Source organism: Methylobacterium sp. E-005, from assembly GCF_022829725.1.
Classification (GTDB): Bacteria; Pseudomonadota; Alphaproteobacteria; order Rhizobiales; family Beijerinckiaceae; genus Methylobacterium.
The window spans coordinates 1-21870 of sequence record NZ_JAKSYG010000042.1 but is presented as its reverse complement, the minus strand read 5'-3'; the positions used below and the strand labels follow the sequence as shown (position 1 = coordinate 21870).

The 21870-nt window shown below is 64.9% G+C and carries 21 protein-coding genes and 1 pseudogene; 12 read left to right on the top strand and 10 right to left on the bottom strand.

Features of this window, described 5'->3' with window-relative positions; genetic code table 11:
• Together MKK88_RS03885 and MKK88_RS03880 are read right to left on the bottom strand one after the other, a co-directional pair.
• On the bottom strand, positions 1-460 hold a 460-nt coding region (locus MKK88_RS03885; protein WP_243997284.1), incomplete at its 3' end, for a hypothetical protein.
• Between the two features lie 12 nt (positions 461-472).
• The gene (locus MKK88_RS03880; protein ID WP_243997283.1) at positions 473-661 is read right to left on the bottom strand and encodes a hypothetical protein; all 189 of its coding nucleotides are present in this window, start codon (positions 659-661) and stop codon (positions 473-475) included.
• Between MKK88_RS03880 and MKK88_RS03875 the strand changes: the two genes are divergently transcribed.
• The 6 genes from MKK88_RS03875 to MKK88_RS03850 all read left to right on the top strand — a co-directional run bounded on the left by MKK88_RS03875 (position 651) and on the right by MKK88_RS03850 (position 4520).
• Entirely contained in the window at positions 651-797 is a 147-nt protein-coding gene (locus MKK88_RS03875) for a hypothetical protein (RefSeq protein WP_243997282.1), read from the top strand. The two genes, MKK88_RS03880 and MKK88_RS03875, sit on opposite strands and share 11 nt — an antisense overlap.
• The gene (locus tag MKK88_RS03870) at positions 775-1101 is read left to right on the top strand and encodes a transcriptional regulator (protein WP_409566612.1); all 327 of its coding nucleotides are present in this window, start codon (positions 775-777) and stop codon (positions 1099-1101) included. Before MKK88_RS03875 ends, MKK88_RS03870 begins: the two co-directional genes overlap by 23 nt.
• 138 nt (positions 1102-1239) lie before the next feature.
• On the top strand, positions 1240-1545 hold the full coding sequence (locus MKK88_RS03865; RefSeq protein WP_243997281.1) for a hypothetical protein: 306 nt from the start codon (positions 1240-1242) through the stop codon (positions 1543-1545).
• Positions 1542-1799 carry a hypothetical protein gene (locus MKK88_RS03860; protein WP_243997280.1) on the top strand — a complete coding sequence of 86 codons (258 nt, stop codon included), beginning with the start codon at positions 1542-1544 and terminating at the stop codon, positions 1797-1799. Before MKK88_RS03865 ends, MKK88_RS03860 begins: the two co-directional genes overlap by 4 nt.
• Positions 1796-1960, top strand: coding sequence for a hypothetical protein (locus MKK88_RS03855; RefSeq protein WP_243997279.1), 165 nt, complete (start codon positions 1796-1798; stop codon positions 1958-1960). Before MKK88_RS03860 ends, MKK88_RS03855 begins: the two co-directional genes overlap by 4 nt.
• Before the next feature lie 61 nt (positions 1961-2021).
• A complete protein-coding gene (locus tag MKK88_RS03850; RefSeq protein WP_243997278.1) occupies positions 2022-4520 on the top strand; it encodes a PAS domain S-box protein in 2499 nt (832 codons plus the stop codon).
• Between the two features lie 288 nt (positions 4521-4808).
• Here MKK88_RS03850 and MKK88_RS03845 read toward each other — a convergent pair.
• Together MKK88_RS03845 and MKK88_RS03840 are read right to left on the bottom strand one after the other, a co-directional pair.
• Positions 4809-5977 (bottom strand): IS3 family transposase gene (locus tag MKK88_RS03845; protein WP_243997277.1). Its coding sequence is split into 2 segments (ribosomal slippage): positions 4809-5713 and positions 5713-5977, totalling 1170 coding nucleotides; the frame shifts between segments, so codons are not numbered across the junction.
• A gap of 128 nt (positions 5978-6105) precedes the next feature.
• Positions 6106-6729 (bottom strand): cyclin-dependent kinase inhibitor 3 family protein, encoded by a 624-nt coding sequence (locus MKK88_RS03840; RefSeq protein ID WP_243997276.1) that lies wholly within the window; start codon positions 6727-6729, stop codon positions 6106-6108.
• A 78-nt stretch (positions 6730-6807) separates the two neighbouring features.
• Here MKK88_RS03840 and MKK88_RS03835 point away from each other — a divergent pair, with 78 nt between their 5' ends.
• Complete coding sequence (locus MKK88_RS03835) at positions 6808-7068, top strand: hypothetical protein (protein WP_243997275.1); 261 nt, start codon at positions 6808-6810, stop codon at positions 7066-7068.
• A 43-nt stretch (positions 7069-7111) separates the two neighbouring features.
• Here the strand turns inward: MKK88_RS03835 and MKK88_RS03830 are convergent, their stop codons facing one another.
• Positions 7112-7675, bottom strand: coding sequence for a recombinase family protein (locus MKK88_RS03830; protein WP_243997286.1), 564 nt, complete (start codon positions 7673-7675; stop codon positions 7112-7114).
• 161 nt (positions 7676-7836) lie between these two features.
• Here MKK88_RS03830 and MKK88_RS03825 point away from each other — a divergent pair, with 161 nt between their 5' ends.
• From MKK88_RS03825 to MKK88_RS03815, 3 genes and pseudogenes are all read left to right on the top strand, one after another.
• A complete protein-coding gene (locus tag MKK88_RS03825) occupies positions 7837-8727 on the top strand; it encodes a DUF2971 domain-containing protein (RefSeq protein WP_243997274.1) in 891 nt (296 codons plus the stop codon).
• Positions 8728-9402: 675 nt separating this feature from the next.
• Positions 9403-10221: pseudogene (locus MKK88_RS03820) on the top strand (EscU/YscU/HrcU family type III secretion system export apparatus switch protein); the annotation flags it as partial.
• Positions 10222-10284: 63 nt separating this feature from the next.
• The gene (locus tag MKK88_RS03815; RefSeq protein WP_243997272.1) at positions 10285-10851 is read left to right on the top strand and encodes a DUF1993 family protein; all 567 of its coding nucleotides are present in this window, start codon (positions 10285-10287) and stop codon (positions 10849-10851) included.
• A 59-nt stretch (positions 10852-10910) separates the two neighbouring features.
• Here the strand turns inward: MKK88_RS03815 and MKK88_RS03810 are convergent, their stop codons facing one another.
• Positions 10911-13064 carry a malate synthase G gene (locus MKK88_RS03810; protein WP_243997271.1) on the bottom strand — a complete coding sequence of 718 codons (2154 nt, stop codon included), beginning with the start codon at positions 13062-13064 and terminating at the stop codon, positions 10911-10913.
• Positions 13065-13205: 141 nt separating this feature from the next.
• On the opposite strand from MKK88_RS03810, the gene MKK88_RS03805 reads away from it, so the two are divergent.
• Positions 13206-14108, top strand: coding sequence for a LysR family transcriptional regulator (locus MKK88_RS03805; RefSeq protein WP_243997270.1), 903 nt, complete (start codon positions 13206-13208; stop codon positions 14106-14108).
• A gap of 176 nt (positions 14109-14284) precedes the next feature.
• Here MKK88_RS03805 and MKK88_RS03800 read toward each other — a convergent pair whose 3' ends face one another.
• Positions 14285-15703, bottom strand: a complete 1419-nt coding sequence (locus MKK88_RS03800; RefSeq protein WP_409566613.1) for a phosphomannomutase — start codon at positions 15701-15703, stop codon at positions 14285-14287.
• Positions 15704-15841: 138 nt separating this feature from the next.
• Positions 15842-16885 (bottom strand): hypothetical protein, encoded by a 1044-nt coding sequence (locus tag MKK88_RS03795; RefSeq protein WP_243997268.1) that lies wholly within the window; start codon positions 16883-16885, stop codon positions 15842-15844.
• A 357-nt stretch (positions 16886-17242) separates the two neighbouring features.
• Here MKK88_RS03795 and MKK88_RS03790 point away from each other — a divergent pair, with 357 nt between their 5' ends.
• The gene (locus tag MKK88_RS03790; RefSeq protein WP_313902295.1) at positions 17243-18373 is read left to right on the top strand and encodes a hypothetical protein; all 1131 of its coding nucleotides are present in this window, start codon (positions 17243-17245) and stop codon (positions 18371-18373) included.
• 423 nt (positions 18374-18796) lie between these two features.
• On the opposite strand, the gene MKK88_RS03785 is transcribed toward MKK88_RS03790, so the two are convergent.
• Both MKK88_RS03785 and MKK88_RS03780 read right to left on the bottom strand, forming a co-directional pair.
• Entirely contained in the window at positions 18797-19591 is a 795-nt protein-coding gene (locus MKK88_RS03785) for an ABC transporter permease (protein WP_243997267.1), read from the bottom strand.
• An 87-nt stretch (positions 19592-19678) separates the two neighbouring features.
• The coding region (locus MKK88_RS03780) for a glycosyltransferase (protein WP_243997266.1) at positions 19679-21870 on the bottom strand (2192 nt) is incomplete at its 5' end.

Genomic DNA, 21870 nt, shown 5'->3' with positions numbered 1-21870 from the left:
CTATCGGAGCGGGCGGAGCCATGCCCGAATTAAGGGCCCAGGCAGGATGATCGCCATCGGGGCCGTAGAGATCGGGGAACAGCACCCACAGCCGCTGCTCGATGCGGGTCAGCAGATCGCTGCCGGTGTCCATGGCGTCGCTACGCAAGGCCTCGTCATGGAAGCGATCAGCATCCCCGTGCATGTCGCCGGACACGTACTCGGCCAGCACCATGCCGATGACGGCCGCGCCGATCTCGGCCTGTGTAGCGGGCGAGAGCAGGTGCCACGCCTCGGCCAGCGAGAACGGCAGCGGCAGGCGCGCCCAGAGCGCGGCATGGTCGGGCAACCGGGCGGTGTCGTCGCCGCGGAGGGGGGTGTGCTCAGATCTGAGCATACCGCTGGCGTTGGCGCGGTGCGGCGCCGCGGTGGCGGCGAGGAGGCCGGCGGCGAGGGTGCGGCGGTTGATGCAGGCGGACATCGCGGCGGCTCCTCAGTGCGCGGCCATGTGACGGGCGAGCTTGGCGGACCGCCACGCAGCGGTGAGGCAGACGGACATCGCCTCCACCCAGGTGCCACCGAAGCGCTCCTGATGGGCGTGGGCGGCCTTGGCGGCGGCCGACATGATGGCGGCGCGGTCGAACCTGCCGGCGGCGTAGAGCGGGCGGCGGGTGGTGCGCACCGTCATGTCGATGCGGGCGGTGGCGGACAGGAGGCCGGCGGGGATCGTCGGGCGGCTGTCGCGGCCGGCGCGGTCGATGCGGGTTCAGGAGACGGTACGGTGGGACATCGGCATTGATCCGTTCGATGCGATGTGATACTTATGGATTACAAAGCGCTGATGGTCAAAGCCTAAAGATTGCAATGAGCCAAAAAGATCATATCGCGGTGACAGGTCGCCAGATTGCTGCGGCTCGAACTCTCTTAGGACAGGGGCAGGCTGAACTTGCGAAATCCGCCTCGATCTCGGTCCCGACGCTCAAGAGGATGGAAGCAAGCGAGGGGGCAGCCGCGGGCATGGCGAACAACGTCCGCGCCGTGATCTCTGCCCTCGAAACCGCCGGCGTCGAGTTCATCCCGCAGAACGGCGGCGGTGCTGGCGTGCGGATGAAGGTGCCATGAGCAGGCGCTGGGCTAGGATCGGCGGTACCGTCTGGCTCGCGGGGTTCACCGTCATCGTCACGGCCGTGGCGGTCTGCGGGCTCATAGGGCTGGTGTGATGGGCGCCGAGATCGGGTTCCACGAGCAGAAAGCGTAGCGATGGGGGTCAAAGCCGAACGCCTCGCGGAGGTTCAGCGCCTCTGCACCATTCTCGCAGATCGGGCGCTTGACGCGCAGATTACTGGCAGGGCGGTTCCGGCTGATCAGGCTGCGGCTCTAGCGAAGGCCGCGCGCCTGCTACAGGATCACAGTGTGGAATGGCCGCCCCTGCTGACGCAGGTGTTGCACGAGCTGGCAGGGCTTTCTGGGGAGCTGACGTCCGGACCCGAGTTTGATCCGCTAGACAGCAGCTTGCAGGGCTTAGCGCGCTTCTTCTCCGGCTTCCGCAAGAAGGATCAGTCGTGACCTACACCGTCGAGCAACTGGCGCCCGGCAGCTACGACGTGCTCCGCGATGGCGCGGTGATGGCGGGTCTAGTCCGCAGCGTCCTTCGAAACGGGCCGAGCGACACGTGGCAGGTCGAGCTGCCGGATGAGTTGGCGCCAGCCGAACGACCGGCGCCATTCATGGCCCAACGGCACGTCTTCAAGTCGCGCTCGGCGGCTCTGGAATGGCTCGGCATCCAAGGGGTCGATGCGACCACCGAGCCAACCGGATGAACGCGATCAAGGGCCGGCTGCTGGCCATCGGTGTGGCGGTCGTGCTCGTTAGCGTCGAGCGCGTGCTTGAGGCTGCGGGCCTGGAGTACGCATTCGAGGACTGCGCCTTTGCGGCCGTCACGGCGGCGGCTGTCGTCGCAGCTGCGGGTCTTCGGACATGACCACGGGCCTTGAGTTCATCCCCAAGAGGGGTGGTGGTGTCGGGATCCAGTTCCTGCCTGGATGAGCCGCCTTGATGCCGATCGTGGTCAGACGATCGTTGGAACCTCACTTCCGCCTCAGAAGCAGCTACACGGGGCTATGCCTGTACGTCACCACCTCCAGCACGTCATCGAAAGTGCGATCGATTTCGCGATCATCGGCACCGACCTGAATGGGGTCGTCACGGACTGGAATGCTGGAGCAGAGAACATCTTCGGTTGGAGATGCGATGAGATCGTAGGCGCATCGGCCGAACGTCTGTTCACATCTGCTGATCGTGCCGAAGGCCGTCCCAACGAAGAGATGCGTCTTGCGGTTGCCGATGGTCGGGCGAGCGATGAGCGATGGCATCTCCGCAAAGATGGCACTCAGTTCTGGGCATCGGGCGAGTTGATGCCCCTGCGCATCGAGGATGGCACACACCAAGGCTACGTCAAGATCGTCCGCGATCGCACACGCCAGCATGAGGCTGGGAAGCGTCTACGCGAGACCCGAGATCGGTTTGAAACACTCCTTCAGACCGTCGAGACAGCCTTCGCTATCGTTGAAGTCAAATTTGATGGCGAAGATCGTCCGGTAGACTATCGCTTCCTAGAGGCCAATCCAGCCTTCGAGCGCCAGGCCGGGGTCAATCTGCGGGGGAAATGGGTCACCGAGTTTGCTCCGAACCTGGAGCGCTTCTGGTTTGAGACCTATGGACATGTCGCATGGACCGGTGAGCCGGCGAATTTCGAAAACTATGCGGAGGCTTTTGGGCGCTGGTTCGACGTGCGGGCTATTCGCGTCGGTGAACCCGCGGAACGGCAGATCGCTATCTTCTTCAATGACACCACCGAGCGGCGCGTCGCGGAAGAGCGCCTGCGCGCCAGTGAGGCGCTCGCCCGCGAGAACGTACAGCGCGTGCAACTCGCCCTCGCAGCAGGGGCGATCATCGGTACCTGGCATTGGGATTTGCCCACCGATCGGTTCACCGTCGATGAGGGGTTCGCACGCAGTTTCGGGCTCGACCCCGCGCTCGGGCGAGAGGGCATCCCACTCGCCCAGATCGTCGCGACCGTTCACCCCGACGATCAGGCGGGACTCGCTGCGGCGATCGATGACGCGATCAAGCGAGATGGTGCTTACGCGCATCAATATCGCGTGCGGCGCACCAATGGCAGGTACTACTGGATCGAAGCGAACGGACGCGTCGACCACGATGCGGATGGTGCGCCGTCGAGCTTTCCCGGCGTGCTCATCGACGTCGAGGAGCGGCGCGCCGTCGAGGCAGAGCGCGATCGGGTAGCCTCGGAGTTGCGCGCCCTCAATGAAACCCTCGAGCAGCGCGTGGCCGAGCGGACAGCCGAGCTGATGCGCACCGAAGAACAACTGCGGCAATCGCAGAAGATGGAGGCCGTGGGCCAGCTCACCGGCGGCGTCGCGCACGACTTCAACAACCTACTCACCGTGATCAAATCATCGACCGACCTGCTGAAGCGTCCTAACCTCGCCGAGGATCGGAGGACGCGCTACATCGCAGCGATCTCTGACACCGTCGATCGAGCGGCCAAGCTGACCAGCCAACTGCTCGCCTTCGCGCGACGACAGGCGCTAAGGCCCAGCGTGTTCGATGCTGGTCAGAGTGTGCGGATGCTGAGCGAGATGGTCAGTACCCTGACCGGAGCGCGCATACGAGTTGCAACGCATCTGGACGAAGAGGCGTGTTTCGTGAACGCCGATCCGAGCCAGTTCGACACCGCTCTCGTCAACATGGCCGTGAACGCCCGTGATGCGATGGATGGAGCGGGGGAAATCACGATCCGGGTCAAAGCGGTCGAAGAGATCCCGGCTGTCCGCGCGCATCCGATCGTTGTGACGCCCACTGTAGCCGTGTCGATCAGCGATACCGGCAGCGGCATCGCACCCGCGGATTTGGAGCGGATTTTTGAACCGTTCTTCACGACGAAAGATGTCGGTCAAGGAACAGGGCTGGGGCTGTCCCAGGTCTTTGGTTTCGCCAAGCAATCGGGCGGTGATGTGATCGTCGAGAGTGTGGTCGAGCAGGGCACGACGTTCACGCTCTATCTGCCTCGCGTGCCTGCACCGGTCGAGATTGCCATTGAGCGTGATGACGAGGCAACCGCCGATGGCGGGAACCTGTGCGTGCTCGTGGTCGAGGACAATCGGGACGTCGGCGACTTCGTGACCCAAACTCTGAAGGAACTCGGGTATCGCACGCACTGGGTCGAGAACGGACAGGCCGCGCTGCTAGCCCTGGCTGAGGAGCCGAACGCCTACGAGATCGTCTTCTCGGACGTCGTCATGCCGGGCATGACCGGGATTGCACTCGGCCGCGAAGTACGGCGCCTCTACCCCGGCCTGCCCGTCATCCTGACGAGCGGCTATAGCCACGTTTTAGCTCAGGAAGGGGGACACGGCTTCGAGCTGCTGCAGAAGCCGTACTCGGTCGAAGCCCTGTCACGGGCCCTGAGCCAGGCGGCATCCAAGCGACGGCGCAAACGCTCGACGAGAACGCGATGAAGGCCATGCGGTCTCACCTTCAGCCTCAGGCTAGAACGCTGGCCGGGCGACCATACCATCACGCCTCGCCCGGCCTCGCGCACCCCTCTTACTCCTGCGAAACGCGTGTGTTGCCCCCGACATCCGAGGGCGCACCAAGCATCCTGCGTGCCTTGGCTAGCAGAACCAGATGCTGGACCGCTGCCGGACCCGTGGACGGGATCGACCTGCTCGCTTCAGCGATCAATCCTTGGAATTTTCTCCGGTCGAACCCCTGGCCTGCCCCCATTCGGTGGCCCGGGTTCGAAGTTAGTGCATCGTCGGTCGGCTGACGATGGCAGGGCGAGCGGACGGCACTGATCCGCTCGGTTCGGTTGGCCAGAGGACGACCTCCGGCGCGGGTGGCTGGTAGCCGAGCGACGAGTGCGGCCGGATGCTGTTGTAGTGCCTCCGCCATTGCTCGATCACGACGCCGGCCTCCTTGAGAGTATAGAATACCTCACCGTTGAGGAGTTCATCCCGCAGCTTTGCGTTGAAGCTCTCGCAATAGCCGTTCTCCCACGGACTGCCAGGCTCGATATAGGCCGTGGTCGAGCCAACCGCTGCGATCCAGTCACGGACAGATCGAGCGATGAACTCCGGCCCGTTATCCGAACGGATGTGCCCTGGCACTCCACGCAGACTGAACAGGTCCGAGAGTACGTCGATCACGTCCAGCGCCTTGAGCTTACGAGATACGCGGATGGCCAGGCACTCGCGTGTGAACTCGTCGATGACGTTCAGCATTCGGTACTTGCGTCCGTTGTGCGTGCGGTGCTCGACGAAGTCGTAGGACCAGACGTGGTCAGGCCGCTCGGGTCGCAAGCGAAGGCAGGAGCCGTCGTTGAGCCAGAGGCGTGCCCGCTTTGGCTGGCGGGCTGGGACCTTGAGCCCTTCGCGCTGCCAGATCCGTTCGACGCGCTTCACGTTCACCGTCCAGCCATCACGCCGGAGCAAAGCCGTGATCCGACGGTAGCCGTAGCGTCCATACTGTAGCGCCAGGGCGACGATGGCGGTCGTCAAAGCGGTTTCGTCTTCGGCAAGGACGGCGCATTTGCGCTGGGTCGAACGATGTTGGCCCAGGACACGGCAAGCGAAGCGTTCGGACACACCGTGCTCGGCAACGACGAAGTCGACACAGGCCCGGCGGCGAGCCGGGCTCAGAAGTTTCCCGAGGCGGCCTCCTTCAAGATCAGCTTCTCAAGCGTCAGGTCCGAGATCGCCCGGCGAAGGCGCAGGTTCTCCGTCTCCAAGGACTTCAGGCGCTTGACCTGATCACCCTTCAGACCGCCGTACTCGGAGCGCCAGCGGTAGTACGTGACCTCGGTCACCTCGATGGATCGAATTGCTTCGGCAACCTTGCGTCCTTGCGACACCAGAACATCGACTTGCCGCAGCTTGGCGACGATCTCTTCCGCCGTATGCTTCTTCCGTCCCATGAAAACATCCTCCACATGGCACAAAGCCATACCTCAGGGAGGACCAATTTTCAGGGGGCAGGCCAGTTCCGAGAGCATCACCAACCGCAAGGCCAAGAAACGCACCCAACGCATGATCACGAGCGGCATCAGACATCCCGCGCTCCTTGCCGCAGAACATATACTTCCTGCTCCGGTGTCTCTATCGCCCCCGGCCGGACATCGCGAACCCGTTCAATCGCCCTTCTCGGATCCTCGCCCATTATCGTTATGAGCTTGGCCGCCACCATCCCGGCTCTGCCCAAGCCACCGCGACAGTGAACCACCACCGACCCGCCTTCTCGTAATCGTTCCGTGAGGCGTGGCCTTATCGTTTTCCAGGCCCCTTCGAACGCTGGCCCTGGAATAAAAACGTCGGGGATTGGGGCGTGAAGCCAAACCATGCCCGCCTCCCGCACGGTTTCAGGCAAAGCACGGACCCTAAGCAGATCGAATTCGTGCGACTCAAGGAGGGTGAGAACGTACGATGCGCCCCACGATCTGATGACCTCTACGTCTGCTGTGAGGTCACGCTTCCAGGGGCCGCCGACTGACGATGGATCAACCTTGCCTGGGCACAGAGTAATACCCACTCGGCCGCCGTTCTCGCCCACAATAATAGTTGCAATTCGAAGGGGGTGCGTGATTGATGTACGGACTCGCCGCTGTAATTTAGGTAAGCGATGCGTTCCAAAAACAGCATAACCAACGTGCCAATTATCATCCTCTGTCATGGCACCTCCTATCTTGACACCATATCACAATGATAAAAAATCACCATTCAAATCTCAGGACTAACATTGGATAGTGATGTGGAAAACGACTGCGAGTTCGAGCATTCTCCGTTATCCGGTCGGTTCAGCGCCGACGGCATTGCAGTCGAAGTCGAAATCTACCGTATAGCTGGCACAAATGACCACTGGCGACTAGAAGTAGTTAGCGAATATGGTCGCTGTACACAGTGGCATACGCAGTTTGATACTGAGGAAGAAGCATATCAGGCGTTCCTCAGGGTGGTCGAAGCTAATGGGATGTCATTCTTTGATCGCGTCGAGCCTGGAACGCGTCATTGATGCAGTCTGTCGTTTGGCAGTCCAGCGTTCGTCCCCGTGGTCCCTATTGCGAGGTCGATGGGAGCGAACCGTTTAGGAGGCGATAGACCGATGCCCGAGCTACCTTTAGTTCCTTAGCGATAGCAGTGGCGCCCATCCCACCAGCGGCAAGGGCTTTCACCCGCTCAGGATCAATGGCGGGTTTCCGCCCCCTGTAGACACCTTCCGCCTTGGCCTTGACGATCCCCTCCATCTGCCTCTCGCGCCTGATGGCCGTCTCAAACTCGGCAAAAACACCAAGCATTCCGAGGAAGCACCGACCTGTGGCACTGGACGTGTCTACAGGTTGCTCAAGGACCTTCAGAGAGACACCCTTGGCCTCCAACCGCTGAACGATTCCGGCGAGGTCTCCGACCGAGCGTGCGAGCCTATCGATCCTCGTAACGATTACGGTGTCACCCGCTCTTGCGAACTGGATTATCGTTTCAAGTTCGGTCCGACCGTCGAGCTTGGTGCCACTCTGCGTTTCGGATCGAATGACATCACAACCAGCATGACCCAATGCCTCTTGCTGGATCGCTAGGCTCTGTGATGAACTGCTCACCCGTGCGTAACCGTAAGTGGGTATGAAAGCCTCCCGTCTCTTTTGACTCTAGACCCTCCCACCATACTGTCTCGTATGGCAAATGTCGACCCTAATGAGACGGTCAAACGAGGGTGCAGGTGTCTTACGCCATCGTCTCGTATGAGTTTACCTATATGGCACATAAGCATCAGGGCTGATCCAAAATGTCGGCGAGCGAATCGGCAGATAGAGGAGCATCTAATGATGATGTTCATGAATACTGGAAACAACCCGTCTGTAAGTTTGTAAGACTTTCTGATTTTGCTTACGACATATTCAAAAATAGAAGGCTCTATCTATCGTCGCCGATGAACTTCAATGACCCATTCGAGGGCAAAAACGACTTAATGGGATTTATAGAATATGATTGCCTTGTGACATGCTTTACAGGTTTATATAAAGAGGATGGAAGTTACGCCGACACCTTGTTTAATCCTCTGATGTGGGCTCACTATGCAGATAATCACAGAGGAATATGCATTGTATTTGATCCTTTGATAGCAGGATTGAGTAGAGTTAAGTATAGCGATCGCAGAAAACATTCCAATAACTATAACGAAACCATGACAAACAAGGGGACACTGTGGTCTTACGAAAATGAGCAGAGATTTATTACTAATAAATCTGGATCCGAATATGGCAGGGTGTCTTACGAAAACGGCAACTTTTATCTTCGATTCTTCGCAGATGATATCAAGGCCGTAATATTTGGTTGCAGAACACCGGAAGATGATATCAATAGAGTAATAAACCACCTATTCCAATATGCAATGAAAAGCGAATCCAGCCGTAGGCCACTTCGATCGATGGCGTTACAACGAACTGTCATGCATAGATCTGAGTTTAGGCTTGAATGCTCTGATTGCTTAGTATTCAACAAATCTACCACTAAAAGCGATTCTGGGCGTTCATTGTGGGGCTTTCAGCCATACCCTGGTTTTTCCAAGGATGAGGCTGGAAGCGTTAAAGATATCATGAAGATATCTCCGCTTAATAATCCGATAACAAGACCAAATACGCCAGATCTAATGATCTATCCTCCCGACTATGACTGAAGGATGGCTATGCAGTCTATAACTGTCACCTGAAGACGGCGCCGATAGTCCCGTTCGATGCTCCTTTATGATCCGTCCGCAGAAATGGTCGCGACGTGATAGCGTGAGAACCGGCTCATAGCATCGGCCAGCATCAACAGGGTCGGTGACTCGTATCGCCGACCTACTGACGCAACACGATGCCCCGTTATGGCATCCCGTAGGCGTTCCTCGATCCCAACTCCAAGTGCGCGCGTCTTCCAAGTGTGTCGCCAGCCGTGGTTCGGATCGATGGCCGGATCTAGCTTGACGGTTTCGCTCGCTCGTCTCCGCCATTGAAGAGTAGCAATAGTGGCGCGAGCGTTGGACCATGATCCGCTATGGCTATACGGCACAGCTTCGGATCGCCGCTTGATGCTCGCTTCGACGCTCAGTTCAATGCTGATCTGATTGCCCATGGACGGACGGATCAGGTGTCGGTTCGGGCTCTCCCCTCCCCCCGGTCCGGTCACAATCTGTCACAGCGTCCCTTGAAAACGCACCATTCGGGCCTTCCACCGACATTGCGCTTGTGATAGATGAAGCACTGCTAAGGCGCTGAAAGAAAGACGGTTTTTGGATTGTAGGAAGTGGTCGGCCTATCGTCCGGTCAGCATGTAGGCTGGAACGTAGACCAGCCGGGATGCGACGCATCTCGTCTACGCGCTGTCTCTCGAGATGGGGCGCTTCCTGCTGCCGATCCTGCTGATGCTGCTTGTCGCGGGGATCGCGGCTTCCGTGTTCCAGAACGTCCCTCAGATCGTGTTTGAACGCATCCAGCCGCAATGGTCTCGAATCTCGCCCCTCAGCGGTTGGGGGCGGATGTTCAGCTTGCAGGGCACCATCGAGTTCGGAAAAAGCCTCTTCAAGTTCCTGGCGATCGGCAGCATGGCGTTCATGGTGCTGAGCGCCGACCGGCACGAGATCGTGAATGTCATGTTTATGGATCCGATCGGGCTGCCCGAATTCCTCCTGACCCTGTCGGTTCGTCTCGTCTCCGCGGTCAGCGTGGCGACCATCGCGCTGGTCGCCGGAGACTTGGTTTGGACCCGGTTTCGGTGGCAGCGCGATCTGCGGATGTCGAAGCAGGAGGTCAAGGACGAGTTCAAGCAGACCGAAGGCGATCCGCTGATCAAGGCGAAGATGCGCTCGCTGGCCAAGGACCGTCTGCGCAAGCAGATGATGGCCGCCGTGCCGCGCGCCACGATGGTCCTGGCCAACCCGACGCACTATGCCATCGCGTTGCGCTACGATCAGGACGAGAACGACGCCCCGATGGTGCTGGCCAAGGGCACGGACCTGATCGCCCTGCGCATCCGTGAGATCGCCGAGAAGAACCGGATCGACGTCGTGATCGACAAGGCCCTGACGCGGGCGATGTACGATCATGTGGAGATCAATCAGACCATCCCGGCGGAGTTCTACCGGGCGGTGGCGAATCTCCTCGTCTACGTCATGACGCGCAAGCGCCGCTGACCGGCCCCGAAGGCCGTCGCACCGAGATCCTGTCAGGCGCTGTCCCAGACCGCGGGAATCCCCATGTCACTGACATCCCTGCTGGTTCCAACCTACAAGCAGATGTTGCGCACCCTGGCGGGCTTGCTGGACAAGGCCGAGGTGCAGCGGCCGGACGGTCTGGCAGAGGGCCTGCTGGCCGGTCGGCTCGCGCCGGATATGTATCCGCTCGCCTCGCAGATCCGCTTCGCGGCGTTTCAAGCTCAGGAGGCCGTGTATCGGCTGACGGAAGCCGTCTGGCCCGACAGCCTGCACCAGGTCGCCGCCGAGGGCCGCGACGCGGGTGAGACTCCCGGCACGATCGCCGAGGCGAAGGCACGGATCGATGAGGCCCTGACCTGCCTGGACGGTCTGGCGCCCGATGCTCTCGATGCCGGATCCGGGCTGGCCATCGCGCTCAATCTCCCGGACGGCCTCGCCTTCGACCTGACCGGGGAGCAGTATGCGCGGGACTGGGCCTTGCCCCAGCTCTACTTCCACGTGGTCAGTGCCTACGCGATCCTGCGGCGCCAGGGCATTGCGATCGGCAAGGCCGATTACGTGCCGCACATGTTCGCGTATCTCCGGACCGGCACCCCGGCCCGGGCATAGACGGGCTCGAAGGAGGCGTCCCGGCCGCGGCGCTCGTCCGCCCGCGGCCGGTCACCGGCTCAGGCCGCCCGGCTCGGGGCCGCGCCCTTGGCCTCCCGGCGGAACCGGTGCAGCACGAACTCCGTGTAGCCGTTCGGCTGCTGCGCCCCCTCGAAGATCAGGGCCTGCGCGGCCCGGAAGGCCGGCCCGTCGAAGCCCGGGGCCATCGGCCGGTAGGCCGGATCGCCCGCATTCTGGCGGTCGACCACGCCGGCCATGCGCCGGAGCGCTTCCTCGACCTGAGCCCGGTCGACGATCCCGTGGCGCAGCCAGTTGGCGATGTGCTGGCTGGAGATCCGCAGGGTGGCGCGGTCCTCCATCAGCCCGACCTCGTGGATGTCGGGCACCTTCGAGCAGCCGACGCCCTGGTCAATCCAGCGGACCACGTAGCCCAGGATTCCCTGGCAGTTGTTGTCGAGCTCCTCCCGCACCGCCTCCGGCGCGAAGGGACCCTCGGCCAGCGGCAGGGTCAGCATGGCATCCCGGGTCGCGGGCGTCCGGCCGGCGAGATCCGCTTGGCGGGCGCGGACATCGACCTGATGGTAGTGCAGCGCGTGCAGCGTCGCGGCCGTCGGGGACGGCACCCAGGCGGTGTTGGCGCCGGCCTCCGGATGGGTGCCCTTGGCGTCGAGCATCGCCGCCATCCGGTCGGGGGCGGCCCACATGCCCTTGCCGATCTGCGCATGGCCCGGCAACCCGCAGGCGAGGCCGGCATCGACGTTGCCGTCCTCGTAGGCCTTGATCCAGGCGGTCGCCTTCATGGCATCCTTGCGGACCACGGGGCCGGCCTCCAGCGCGGTGTGGATCTCGTCGCCGGTCCGGTCGAGGAAGCCCGTGTTGATGAAGAACAGCCGGTCGGACGCCGCCGCGATCGCCGCCTTGAGGTTGAGCGTCGTGCGCCGCTCCTCGTCCATCACGCCGATCTTGAGGGTCCGCGGCGCGAGGCCGACCAGGGCCTCGACCCGGCCGAACAAATCCACCGCGAAGGCGACCTCCTCCGGCCCGTGCAGCTTCGGCTTGACCATGTAGGCCGAGCCGGTCCGGCTGTTGCGCCGGGCGCCGTCGAGGTCGTGCCGGGCGATGAGGGCCGTGACGGCGGCGTCGAGGATCGTCTCGGGGATCTCGGCGCCGTCGAGGGTCACGGCATCGGTGTACATGTGGTGGCCGACATGCCGGACCAGCATCAGCGAGCGCCCCGGCAGGGTCAGGCTGCCGCCGTCGGGGGCGGTGTAGGTTCGGTCGGCGGCGAGGCGGCGCTCGATCGTGCGGCCGCCCTTCGACAGGCTGGCCACGAGGTCGCCGCGCATCAGGCCGAGCCAGCTCCGGTAGACCGCGACCTTGTCGGCCGAATCCACGGCGGCGACCGAATCCTCCATGTCCATGATGGTCGAGAGGGCGGATTCCAGCACCACGTCGGCGATGCCGGCCGGATCGGTCCGGCCGATCGGGCTCGTCCGATCGATGACGATCTCGATATGCAGGCCGTTGTGGTGCAACAGGAGCGCGGTCGGTGCGGCGGCGTCGCCGGTGAAGCCCGCGAAGGCGGCCGAGCCGGTCAGGCCGGCGCTGCGGCCGGCGCCGAGATCGACGGCAAGGCGTCCGCCCGACACGGAGAAGCCGACGGCATCGGCCCAGGAGCCGACGCTGAGCGGCGCGGTCGCGTCGAGGAACGCCTTGGTCCTGGCCACCACGGCGGCGCCGCGGGCCGGGTTGAAACCTTTGCCGGGGGCGAGGTCCCCGTCCTGCGGGATCGCGTCGGTGCCGTAGAGGGCGTCGTAGAGGCTGCCCCAGCGGGCATTGGCGGCGTTGAGCGCGTAGCGGGCGTTCGAGATCGGCACCACAAGCTGCGGGCCGGCGATCTGGGCGATCTCCGCGTCAACATTCTCGGTGGTCACCCGGACCGCGCCGGGCTCCGGCTGGAGGTAGCCGATCCGGGTCAGGTAGGCCGCGTAGGCGGCCGGATCGTGCGGCTGGCCGCGATGGTCCCGGTGCCAGGAATCGATGTCGGCCTGGAGGCCGTCGCGCCGGTCGAGCAACGCCCGGTTGCGCGGCGCGAGGTCCCGCACGATGGCCTCGAAGCCTGACCAGAAGGCGTCCGCCGACACGCCCGTCCTGGGCAGCGCCTCCTCGACCAAGAAGGTGCGAAGGTCTTCGGCGATGACGAGCGTCGACATGGCGATCTCCTGAGCGTGAGATGCGGCCGTCAGAAAAAATCGAACGGCGGGTGAAATTTTTTTGATGTCTTTGGATGTAGCTTGTCTGGCACCCTCGAAAAAGGTCGCAAAAGGGATTTGATTCTTTCCGCAGCGTTGAGAATGTACGATCAGAGCGATCTGGAGATCTTCGCCCGGGTGGTCCGCACCGGCAGCCTGACCCAGGCTGGGTCGGAACTCGGCCTGTCGGTGGCGGTGGTGTCGAAGCGGCTGAAGCGGTTGGAGGAGCGGCTGGCCGTGCGCCTGCTGCACCGGACCACCCGCCGCGTCGCGCCGACCGATGTCGGCGAGGCGTTCTTCCAGCGGATCGCCCCGATCGTCGACGCGATCGCGGAGGCCGAGAGCTTGGTCTCGCAGAACGCGACCCGCGCCCGGGGGACCTTGCGGGTGACGGCACCGAGTTCCTTCGGGCGGCTGCACATCGTCCCGCACCTGCGGGCCTTCTTCGCCCTGCATCCCGACCTCGTGCTAAACCTGGAGCTGAGCGACGATTTCGAATCGATCGTGGAGCGCGGCTACGACCTCGCGATCCGGGTGGGGGCCCTGGAGAGTTCCGGGCTGACGGCGGTGCGGCTCGCCCCGGTGCGGCGGGTTTTGTGCGCACGGCCGGGTTACCTCGACGCGGCGGGGCGGCCGCAGACCCTCGACGACCTGCGCGGCCATGTCTGCCTCGCCACGGAGAACCAGAATCCCTGGCGGCTGGTCGGGCCGGAGGGGCCCTGCACGGTGAGCGCGTCCGGGCCGCTGCGGACCCATTCCAGCGAGGCGGTGCTCGGCGGCCTCGGGATCGCCCTGCGTTCGACCTGGGACGTCCACGCGGAGCTGCGCGACGGCTCGCTGGAGGTGGTGCTGCCCGCCTATGCGGCGGCAGCCTCGGCGGGGATCTTCGCGGTCTATCCGAGCCGGGCCTTCGTGCCGGCCAAGACCCGGGCGTTCATCGCCTTCCTCAAGCAGGTCTATCGGTCGAGCGAGGCCGGGGCGGAGACCGCACCCGGAGCGTCCTGATCAACGGCGGACGATCCGGAAGTCGTGGTTTCAAAAGGTCCCTGACCTTTTGCGGGTGCAGGGCAGCGCCCTGCAGTCGCGCTTCACTCGATCGTCGGGCGAAGTCCGATTGTCGGGGCGCCGCCCCGACACCCCGCCAAAGGGCTTGCCCTTTGGAAACCCGTATCGCCGCCCGGCTAGTCTGCCATGGCGGCGGCGGCGGCCCCGAGGCCCCACCGGACGAGGTCCTGGGCCTCGCGCGCCGATTTCGCCTCGGCGTAACAGCGCAATTCCGGTGCGTTCCCCGAGGCGCGGAAATGGATCGCGCGTCCGCCGTCGAGCCCGATCCGGACCCCGTCCTGCTGGTCGACATCCTGCGGCACGCCGACAGGCTTCAGGAAATCGCCCCGGAAGCCGGCCTCGCCCAGCCGTGCGAGAAAGGCGCCGCTCCGCTCGGCGGGCGTGTTCGGGAGCCGGTCGCTCGCCATCTCGCCGGCATCGAGCGAGGCCACGAGGTCCGCCAGGGATGTGCCGGCCGCGCGCGCCGCCGCGAGGGTGGCCAGGATCGGCAGCATCGCGTCCCGGGTCGGCAAAGCGGGCAGGGTCCGGCCGTCGCGGGTGACGTCCGATCCGAGCAGGAAGCCGCCATTCGCCTCGAATCCCACGACGATTCCCGCCCCGGCGGCCTTCGTCTGCTCCATGCCGGCGATGACGAACGGCGAGCCAACCTTGGTGCGCAGGACCTGCCGGAAGCCGCCTGCCTGTTCCAGCGCCGAACCGGCGGTGACCGGAACCACCACCGTGTCGGCCCCGAGGAACCGGGCGGTGATCAGCCCGAGCACGTCCCCCCGCAGGATCCGCCCCGCGCCGTCGGCGATCAGGGGCCGGTCGGCATCGCCGTCCGTGGTGACGAGGGCGTCGAAGGTGCCGGACGCCATGGTTTCGGCGATGAACGCGACATCCTCCGGGCGGTGCGCCTCGGTGTCGATCGGCACGAAGGTGTCGGACCGGCCGATCGGCGTCACCGCCGCGCCGAACCCGGCGAGCAGGTCGGTCAGCAGGTCCCGGGCGACCGAGCTTTGCTGGTAGACCGCCACGCGCAGGCCCTGCAGGAGATCGGACGCGAAGGCCGCACCGTAGCGCTGGCGATAGCGCGCAAGGGCGTCGGGTTCGGGCGAGGCCGGCGGAGCCTCCGGCACCACTTCGGGAGCCCCGACATCGCCGAGCGCCGCCAGGATCGCCGCCTCGTCGGCCTTGGTGATCTCGCCCTCGGGCCGGTAGAACTTGAGGCCGTTGCGGTCCTCCGGGATGTGGCTGCCCGTGACCATGACGGCGCAGGCGCCGCGCCGTGCCGCTTCGAGGGCCAGTGCCGGCGTCGGCAGGGCGCCGCAATCGATCGCGGTGAAGCCCGCCGCCGCCGCGGCGCCCGCCACCGTCGCGGCGATGCCCGGGCTGCTGTCGCGCAGGTCGCGCCCGATCACCACCGTGCGGGAGCCGTCACCCGCCGAGACTGACCGGAAGAAGGCCTGGGCATAGGCGTAGCTCGGCCCGCCGACGAGATCCGTCACGAGACCGCGCAGGCCGCTGGTTCCGAATTTGAGGCTGCTCACGGCGATTCCAACGACGCAGGTTGTGGTGGGCTCTCGCGACTGATGCCGCGAAACCCGGGTGATCTCAATGCCCCGTGGCCGAGGCCTGCGAAATGGCCGGGCGGCGCAGTCTCAGGATCGTGGATGCGGGACTGGATCGTCGGCCTACGCGTTCCAATGCTTGTCGACGATGTCCTTGACGGCATCGGAGATGGCAACGTCGAACACGATCATTTCCTCGACCGGCCGGAGGGTGCGCAGCTGCTGGGCCAAGTCACGCACCGCGGCGGGCGGCTCGGGGATCACCGGGAGCGGGATATCAAGGTAGAGCTGATCGAAGAGGGTGCGCGCGAACGCCTCGAACCGGGTCTTGTGGCCGACGATGCCGACCCGCGACAGGACCTCGATCGCCGCGATCGAATTGCCCGGGTGCAACCGATCGTCCGGCATGCGGGTCCCCAGTTGACGGGTCAGAGGGTTGTACAGCAGGCGGTAGGCCGGCTCCGGCATCATGCGGAAGAAGCGCTTGAGGCTCTTCGCGTCGGTCAGATCGTAATCCTTGCTGAAGGCCGCGGCCTCGGCCAGCGCGCCGAGGCGCCAGCTGCGCGCAGGATCGGCGGCGTCTTCAGCCCGCGCCTGCAGCCAATGCATGCGCGTTGCCATCTCGATGTGGGGATCCTGCACCAGGAGCGCGGTGACCATCAGGTCCGGCGTCAGGTAATTCTCGTATCGCGGGATGACGACGGAGCCCGACAGGAGGAGAGAACGCTCGGGATTCAGGAAGATGCTGGTCAGGATCTCGTCGGACATCCGGTGCATGCCGAAGTAGCTGCGCCCGAAATGGGGGAACATGGCGCTCTGCAGGACCGTCTCGGGTTCGATGCCGGTGTTAATCAGGCAGGTCCGGCACTGAATCTTCCCGTCGGCCGGGACGCGCCGATGCACCAGCACGTTCGTGTCCGCGTCGTACAATTCCAGGTGTTTGAGGTTCGCCAGCCCCGGCACCTCGGCCTCGGTCACGACGAAGATGCATTGGCCGGTCGCGTGCCAGCCATTGCTCTGAAACGTCGCATCGCGATGGCTGGCCGCGACCTCCGCGATGCGACGTCCTTCAGCGGAGACGACGACGCGGCTGATCGCAAGCTGGTTGTCCGGAACGATCCAGCCCCGGATCGAATGGCCGTCGTCGTGATCGATGAAAAAACGCACGGTCGGGCTCTAATGGTCTCTGGGTCGCAATCCGGCTGGGCGCAATCTGTTCGCAGAGTCGGCGATGGCGGTGCCCCCAAGCGCCGGTGTTCCTCGATCTCCTCCAGGCTTGGCGGCCCTACCACTTCGCCAAGCCGAGCGCAAAACGCGGCCGCGTCGCGGCAGGGCGCGCCAATCCGACCGCCGTCGGGCTGACGGTGCCCCGCACCGCATTCTTGGGGGCAGCGCCGAGCCGAATGGATCCTGCCGGGCTGGAGCGCTCTGCACCGATGTGGACACCGATCCGGCGCAAGAGCGCGCGTCAACACGAGGACCGAGAGCTTCCGCCGATCGCGCCGCGATCGGGTACGGGTCGAGTTGTCGACCGGGGATGATCCCGCTAGAGCGCTCTGCGCCGACCTGGACACCCGTTCGGCGCAAGGGAGCGCGTCACGACAACGGCGCAGCTTCGGACGGAGGTCGCGCCGCGCAGGTGCCGGGATCCCCATGGCAACGTCTGACGAGGTCCATATCGGGAAGGGTGACTGGCTCTTTCTGCTGCAGGGGACCAACAACGTCAGTTCGCAATATGTCAGATCGCCCGCGGCCCAGTTTTTCCTGATCCATTGGCGCCTGATCATATCCGCGCGTGAGCGGCGCCTGCGGGATCTGGGCATCCCCTACAAGCATGTCCTGATGCCGGAGAAGATCACGATCTATGATCATCTGCTGGATGGTCTGGCGATCGACTGGCGGCTGTCTCCTGCATTCAGACTTATATATGAAGATGAATACTACAAGCTTTTTCCGTTCCGGCGTCTCAATATTCCTAAATACATCAGCAGGAACCGGCGCTGGCGATCGACGCTGATCGACCTGATCACGCCGATGCGCCGGCAGCGGGACCTGCAGAATCTGTTCTATCGAACGGACAGCCATCTGTCCTTCGCGGGTCGAATGCTCGCCTATCGCGAGATCTGCCGCGCGGTCGGCGCCGAGCCGGTCCGTGACTTCGAGGAGCGACCGGCCCTGTATCACCCCGGCTGGGCGGGGGATCTGGGAATGGGTTTCGTTCCGCCGCGGTATGAGGGGACGATGCTGCACGATCTGCAGCGCGACGCGGTCCGCGTGTATGCGAACCCGATCGTCGCGCACAGGGAGCGGCGCGCGTCGGAGGGAACGCTCCACACGGGCGCGCATGTCATCTACCGGAACGAGCGGGCCCGCGACCCCCGGTGCGTCATGCTGTTCGGCGACAGCTACGCCAACTTCGCCCCGATCGGGCTGACGATCATGCTGGCCGAGACCTTCCGGGAGCTGCACTTCATCTGGAGCACGCAGCTCGATTTCGGATACATCGAGCGCATCCGTCCCGATCTCGTGCTGACAGAAATGTCGGAGCGCTTCGTGTTCCGGCCCTCGACAGACGATTGGGATTTCGAGGGTTATGTCCGGCAGCGTTATGGGGCCGAACTGGCGGCCGGTTCGGACGACGGGCCCGACCCATAGGGAGGCCCGCGCCGGCACGGGCCAGGGCTACGGAGCCGGTTGCCAGTGGCCGCGCGTTCGTCACGTCCGCACCCGGTGCTCGAAATGCGCGTCGGATCGCGTCATGTTCGACGACCGTCTCAAGCCTCGCCGCATCGGTGCGACGGTAAGGCTCGGCTCCAATGGACGGCAGCACGATCGCGATCCGTGGACCAATCGGCGGTCGCGCGGATCTGCTGGAGGCCCGTGCAGACAGCAAAGTCTTGCAGATCGAGGGCGATGCCCCCGCCGATCTGCCTGAAGGCCGCGAACAGGGGATTTGGGATCTTGAGCGTCGCCGGATGAAAGCGCTCTGCGCCGCAGGGGATGCCGGTTCGACCCGCGAGGGCGCGTCGAACCAACACCGGGGAACCGTGGGTGATCGCAGCGCGGGCGGGAACAGCCCTAGCCCTGCATCTTGCTGACGACGTGCTTGATCAGGAACAGGCCGATGCTCGCAGACGTCAGCCCGAACATGACGACGTACATATAATCGACCTGAATGCCGGCATAGGGATAGTAAGCCGATCGCACCCACTCGGCCAATTGCATGGCTGGATTGAACTTCATCCAATAATAGACCTGCTCAGGCATGTAGCTCGGCAGGAACATCACCCCGCTGGAGATGTACAGGATGATGCTGAACAGGGCATAGCCGATCATCCATCCGGGGAAGAATCCGATGATCGCGACGTTGATCGTTCCGATGCCGACGCCGAGGATGATCGCCGCCAGATACCCGCATACGGCCGTCAGCGGCTGCGCCGGGACGGGGTTGACGCCGAGCACCAGAAGCACCGTACTGACGACCAGGAGGGCGAGAAACCCGGTGACGATCTCGACGAGAATACGGGAGAAGATCAAGTCGAACATCTTGACCTGCGGATAGTAGGTCAGCGGACGGTTCATGATGACCGACTTCATCACCTCGCGGGATATGTACTGAAAGACCAGCACCGGGACCGCACCGGTGGCGAAGAACAGGGCCCGCTCGTCTCCGAGCGGCACCGGGAGCTTCTGGAAGGTGTAGATCGCGATCAGCATGAAGACGTGCACGCAGGGCCAGAGCACGATCACGGCGTAGCCCCAGAGCGACGCCCCGAATCGCGTGCGGATGTCGCGCAGGATGAGCGCGTACAGCACGTGGAGATAGGACTCGATCGGGCTCTTCTGCGTCTGAGCCGTCGGGACAGCGAACATCGGCGCGACCTCTGCGTTGCGTGGCCTGAGTTCACCAGAAAATGGGCCAAAGTAGGTTGGCCCGGCATGCCGGGCGCGATGCCGGCGTCAGGCCGTGAGGCCGTAATAGGCGCCCATCAGGTCGTCGTAGGCGGCGGCCTGGATGGTGGTGCGGGTGCGGCCCGGCGGCGGCAGCGGGATCGCCAGCAGGCGGTCGTTGCAGGCGGACGGATCGTCGGCCAGGGCGTAGGGCAGGCGGTGGCCGTCCGGCTCGGCGCGCAGCCGGTCGGCCGGCGCGCCGAGGTCGAAGGCCGCCACCGGCAGCCCGGTGCGCAGCGCCAGCGTCAGCGCGTAGGAATAGGTCTCCGGCCAGATCGCCGGCAGCAGGATCAGATCCGCCGCGACGCGCCAGACGAGATCCAGCGCCTCGTTGTCGCTCGCGTAGCGGCCGGTCCGCGTGACGCCGGCGCGGTCCAGGCCGCCCTCCAGCGCCGGGTCGCAGAAGCCCACCAGGGCAAAGCGCAGCGGCAGGTCGCGCGTCTGCGCATCGGTCGCCAGGGCCTGCAGCACCAGCCCGCCCTTGGTGGCGCTGATCGCGCCGAGCACGGCGACGCGGCGCAGGCGTCCCGGCCGGTGCAGCGCGGTGGACCGCACCCCCCGCTCCGGCTCCGCGTGCGGGCGCACCGTGATCGCCAGATCCCGGTACACCCCCGCGATCCGCTCCGCCGTGTCGGCCGACGGCGCAAACACCCGCGCCGCACCCCCCAGGAACCGCCCGAACGTGGCCCGCCGCTCGCCCGGATCCGGCTCCTCGAACCCGTCCGCGTCCCGCGCCAGACAGCCCCGGCATTCGGCCACCGCCGCCAGACCGCAGTAGCGCCCGTCCGGCTGCACCAGATGGTTGCGGTGGCACACCGGCGAGTAGTCGTGCAGCGTCCAGGCGTAGGGGTGGCCGGAGCCCGCCACCACGTCCATCAGCGCCCGCGCCGCCCCCCAGCGCAGCCCCGCCAGCGAGTGCACGTGGATCAGCCGCGGCGCCAGCGCGGCCACGAACCCGGCCAGCTCGTCCGCGTCGCGCGGCAGGTGCAGGCTGTCGCGGTTGGGCAGGTACAGGGCCTCGGCACCCCGGTAGGCCACGTGGACTGCGAGGCTGCGCGCGCGGTCGATCTGCAGCAGCACCACCGGGATGCCCTCGGCCGTGGCCTGGGCGATCAGGTCGTCGAGGTGACGCTGGATGCCCCCGCCCCAGCTGTGGGTGACGAACAGCAGCGCCCGGCCGGCGAGGTGCCGGGCCAGCCGGGCGCGGTCGAGCCGGGCCCGGCCCTGCCGTCCGGGATCGGCCTGGACGAACTGGCCGACGCGGGCGGGGTAGTCGGGGTGCTTGGCCAGCAGCGCGGCCTGGCCCTGGTCGTAGGCGCCGCCGCTGCCGCCGCCGCCCTCGGCGCCGAACGAGATCTGGCCGGCATGGTAGACGTAGACGTCCTCGGCCAGGAGGTTGCGCAGGCCCGCCTTCTCGGCGCGCAGGCACCAGTCGTTCTCCTCGCCGTAGCCGCGCCCGAAGGCCTCGGCGTCGAGGGGTCCGACGGCGTCCAGCGCCTGGGCGGTCATGTACATGCAGAAGCCGACGCCGGTGGGCACGGGCAGGCTGCGGCCGGGGTTCGTCGCGGCGGCGAGGCGGTCGAGCTCGGGCGGGGCGATCTCGAGCGGCATGGTGTTGTTGGCGTTGAAGCGCGGGTAGGAGCAGATGGTGGCGTTGTTGGACAGCGGCGTGACGCTGCCCACGCGCGGTTGAGCCGGGTCGGCGGGTTCGGCATGGGCGGCGAGGCGGTCGAGCCAGTCGCCGAAGACCTGGGCGTCGGAGTTGAGCAGGACGACGGCGCGGCCCTGGCGGAGGGCGAGGGCGCGGTTGACCGATCGGACGAAGCCGAGATTGGTCTCGTTGGTGACGAGGTGGAACAGGCCGCGGGCGGCGAGCCGTTCGAGGTCTGCGGTGAGCTCGGGGTCCGGGGACCGGTCGTTGACGGCGAGGAGGGTGAAGGGGGTTGCCTGGGGCTGGGACAGGCAGGCGTGGAGCGCGCGCAGGGTCTCGGCGCGCCCCTTGTAGACGGGCATGATGACGAGCACGCGGGCGTCTGCGATGGGCCGGGCGGGGGGCAGGGTGTCCCAGTCGTGCGGGTCGGGGGCGGTGAGCGGCGGCAGGGTCCCGAGATCCTCGGGGCAGCCCATCAGGCCGGCGGCGCGGCCCACGCGCACGTAGTGCAGGAACGGCGACTCCCCTGGACCGAACAGGTGGCCGTAGG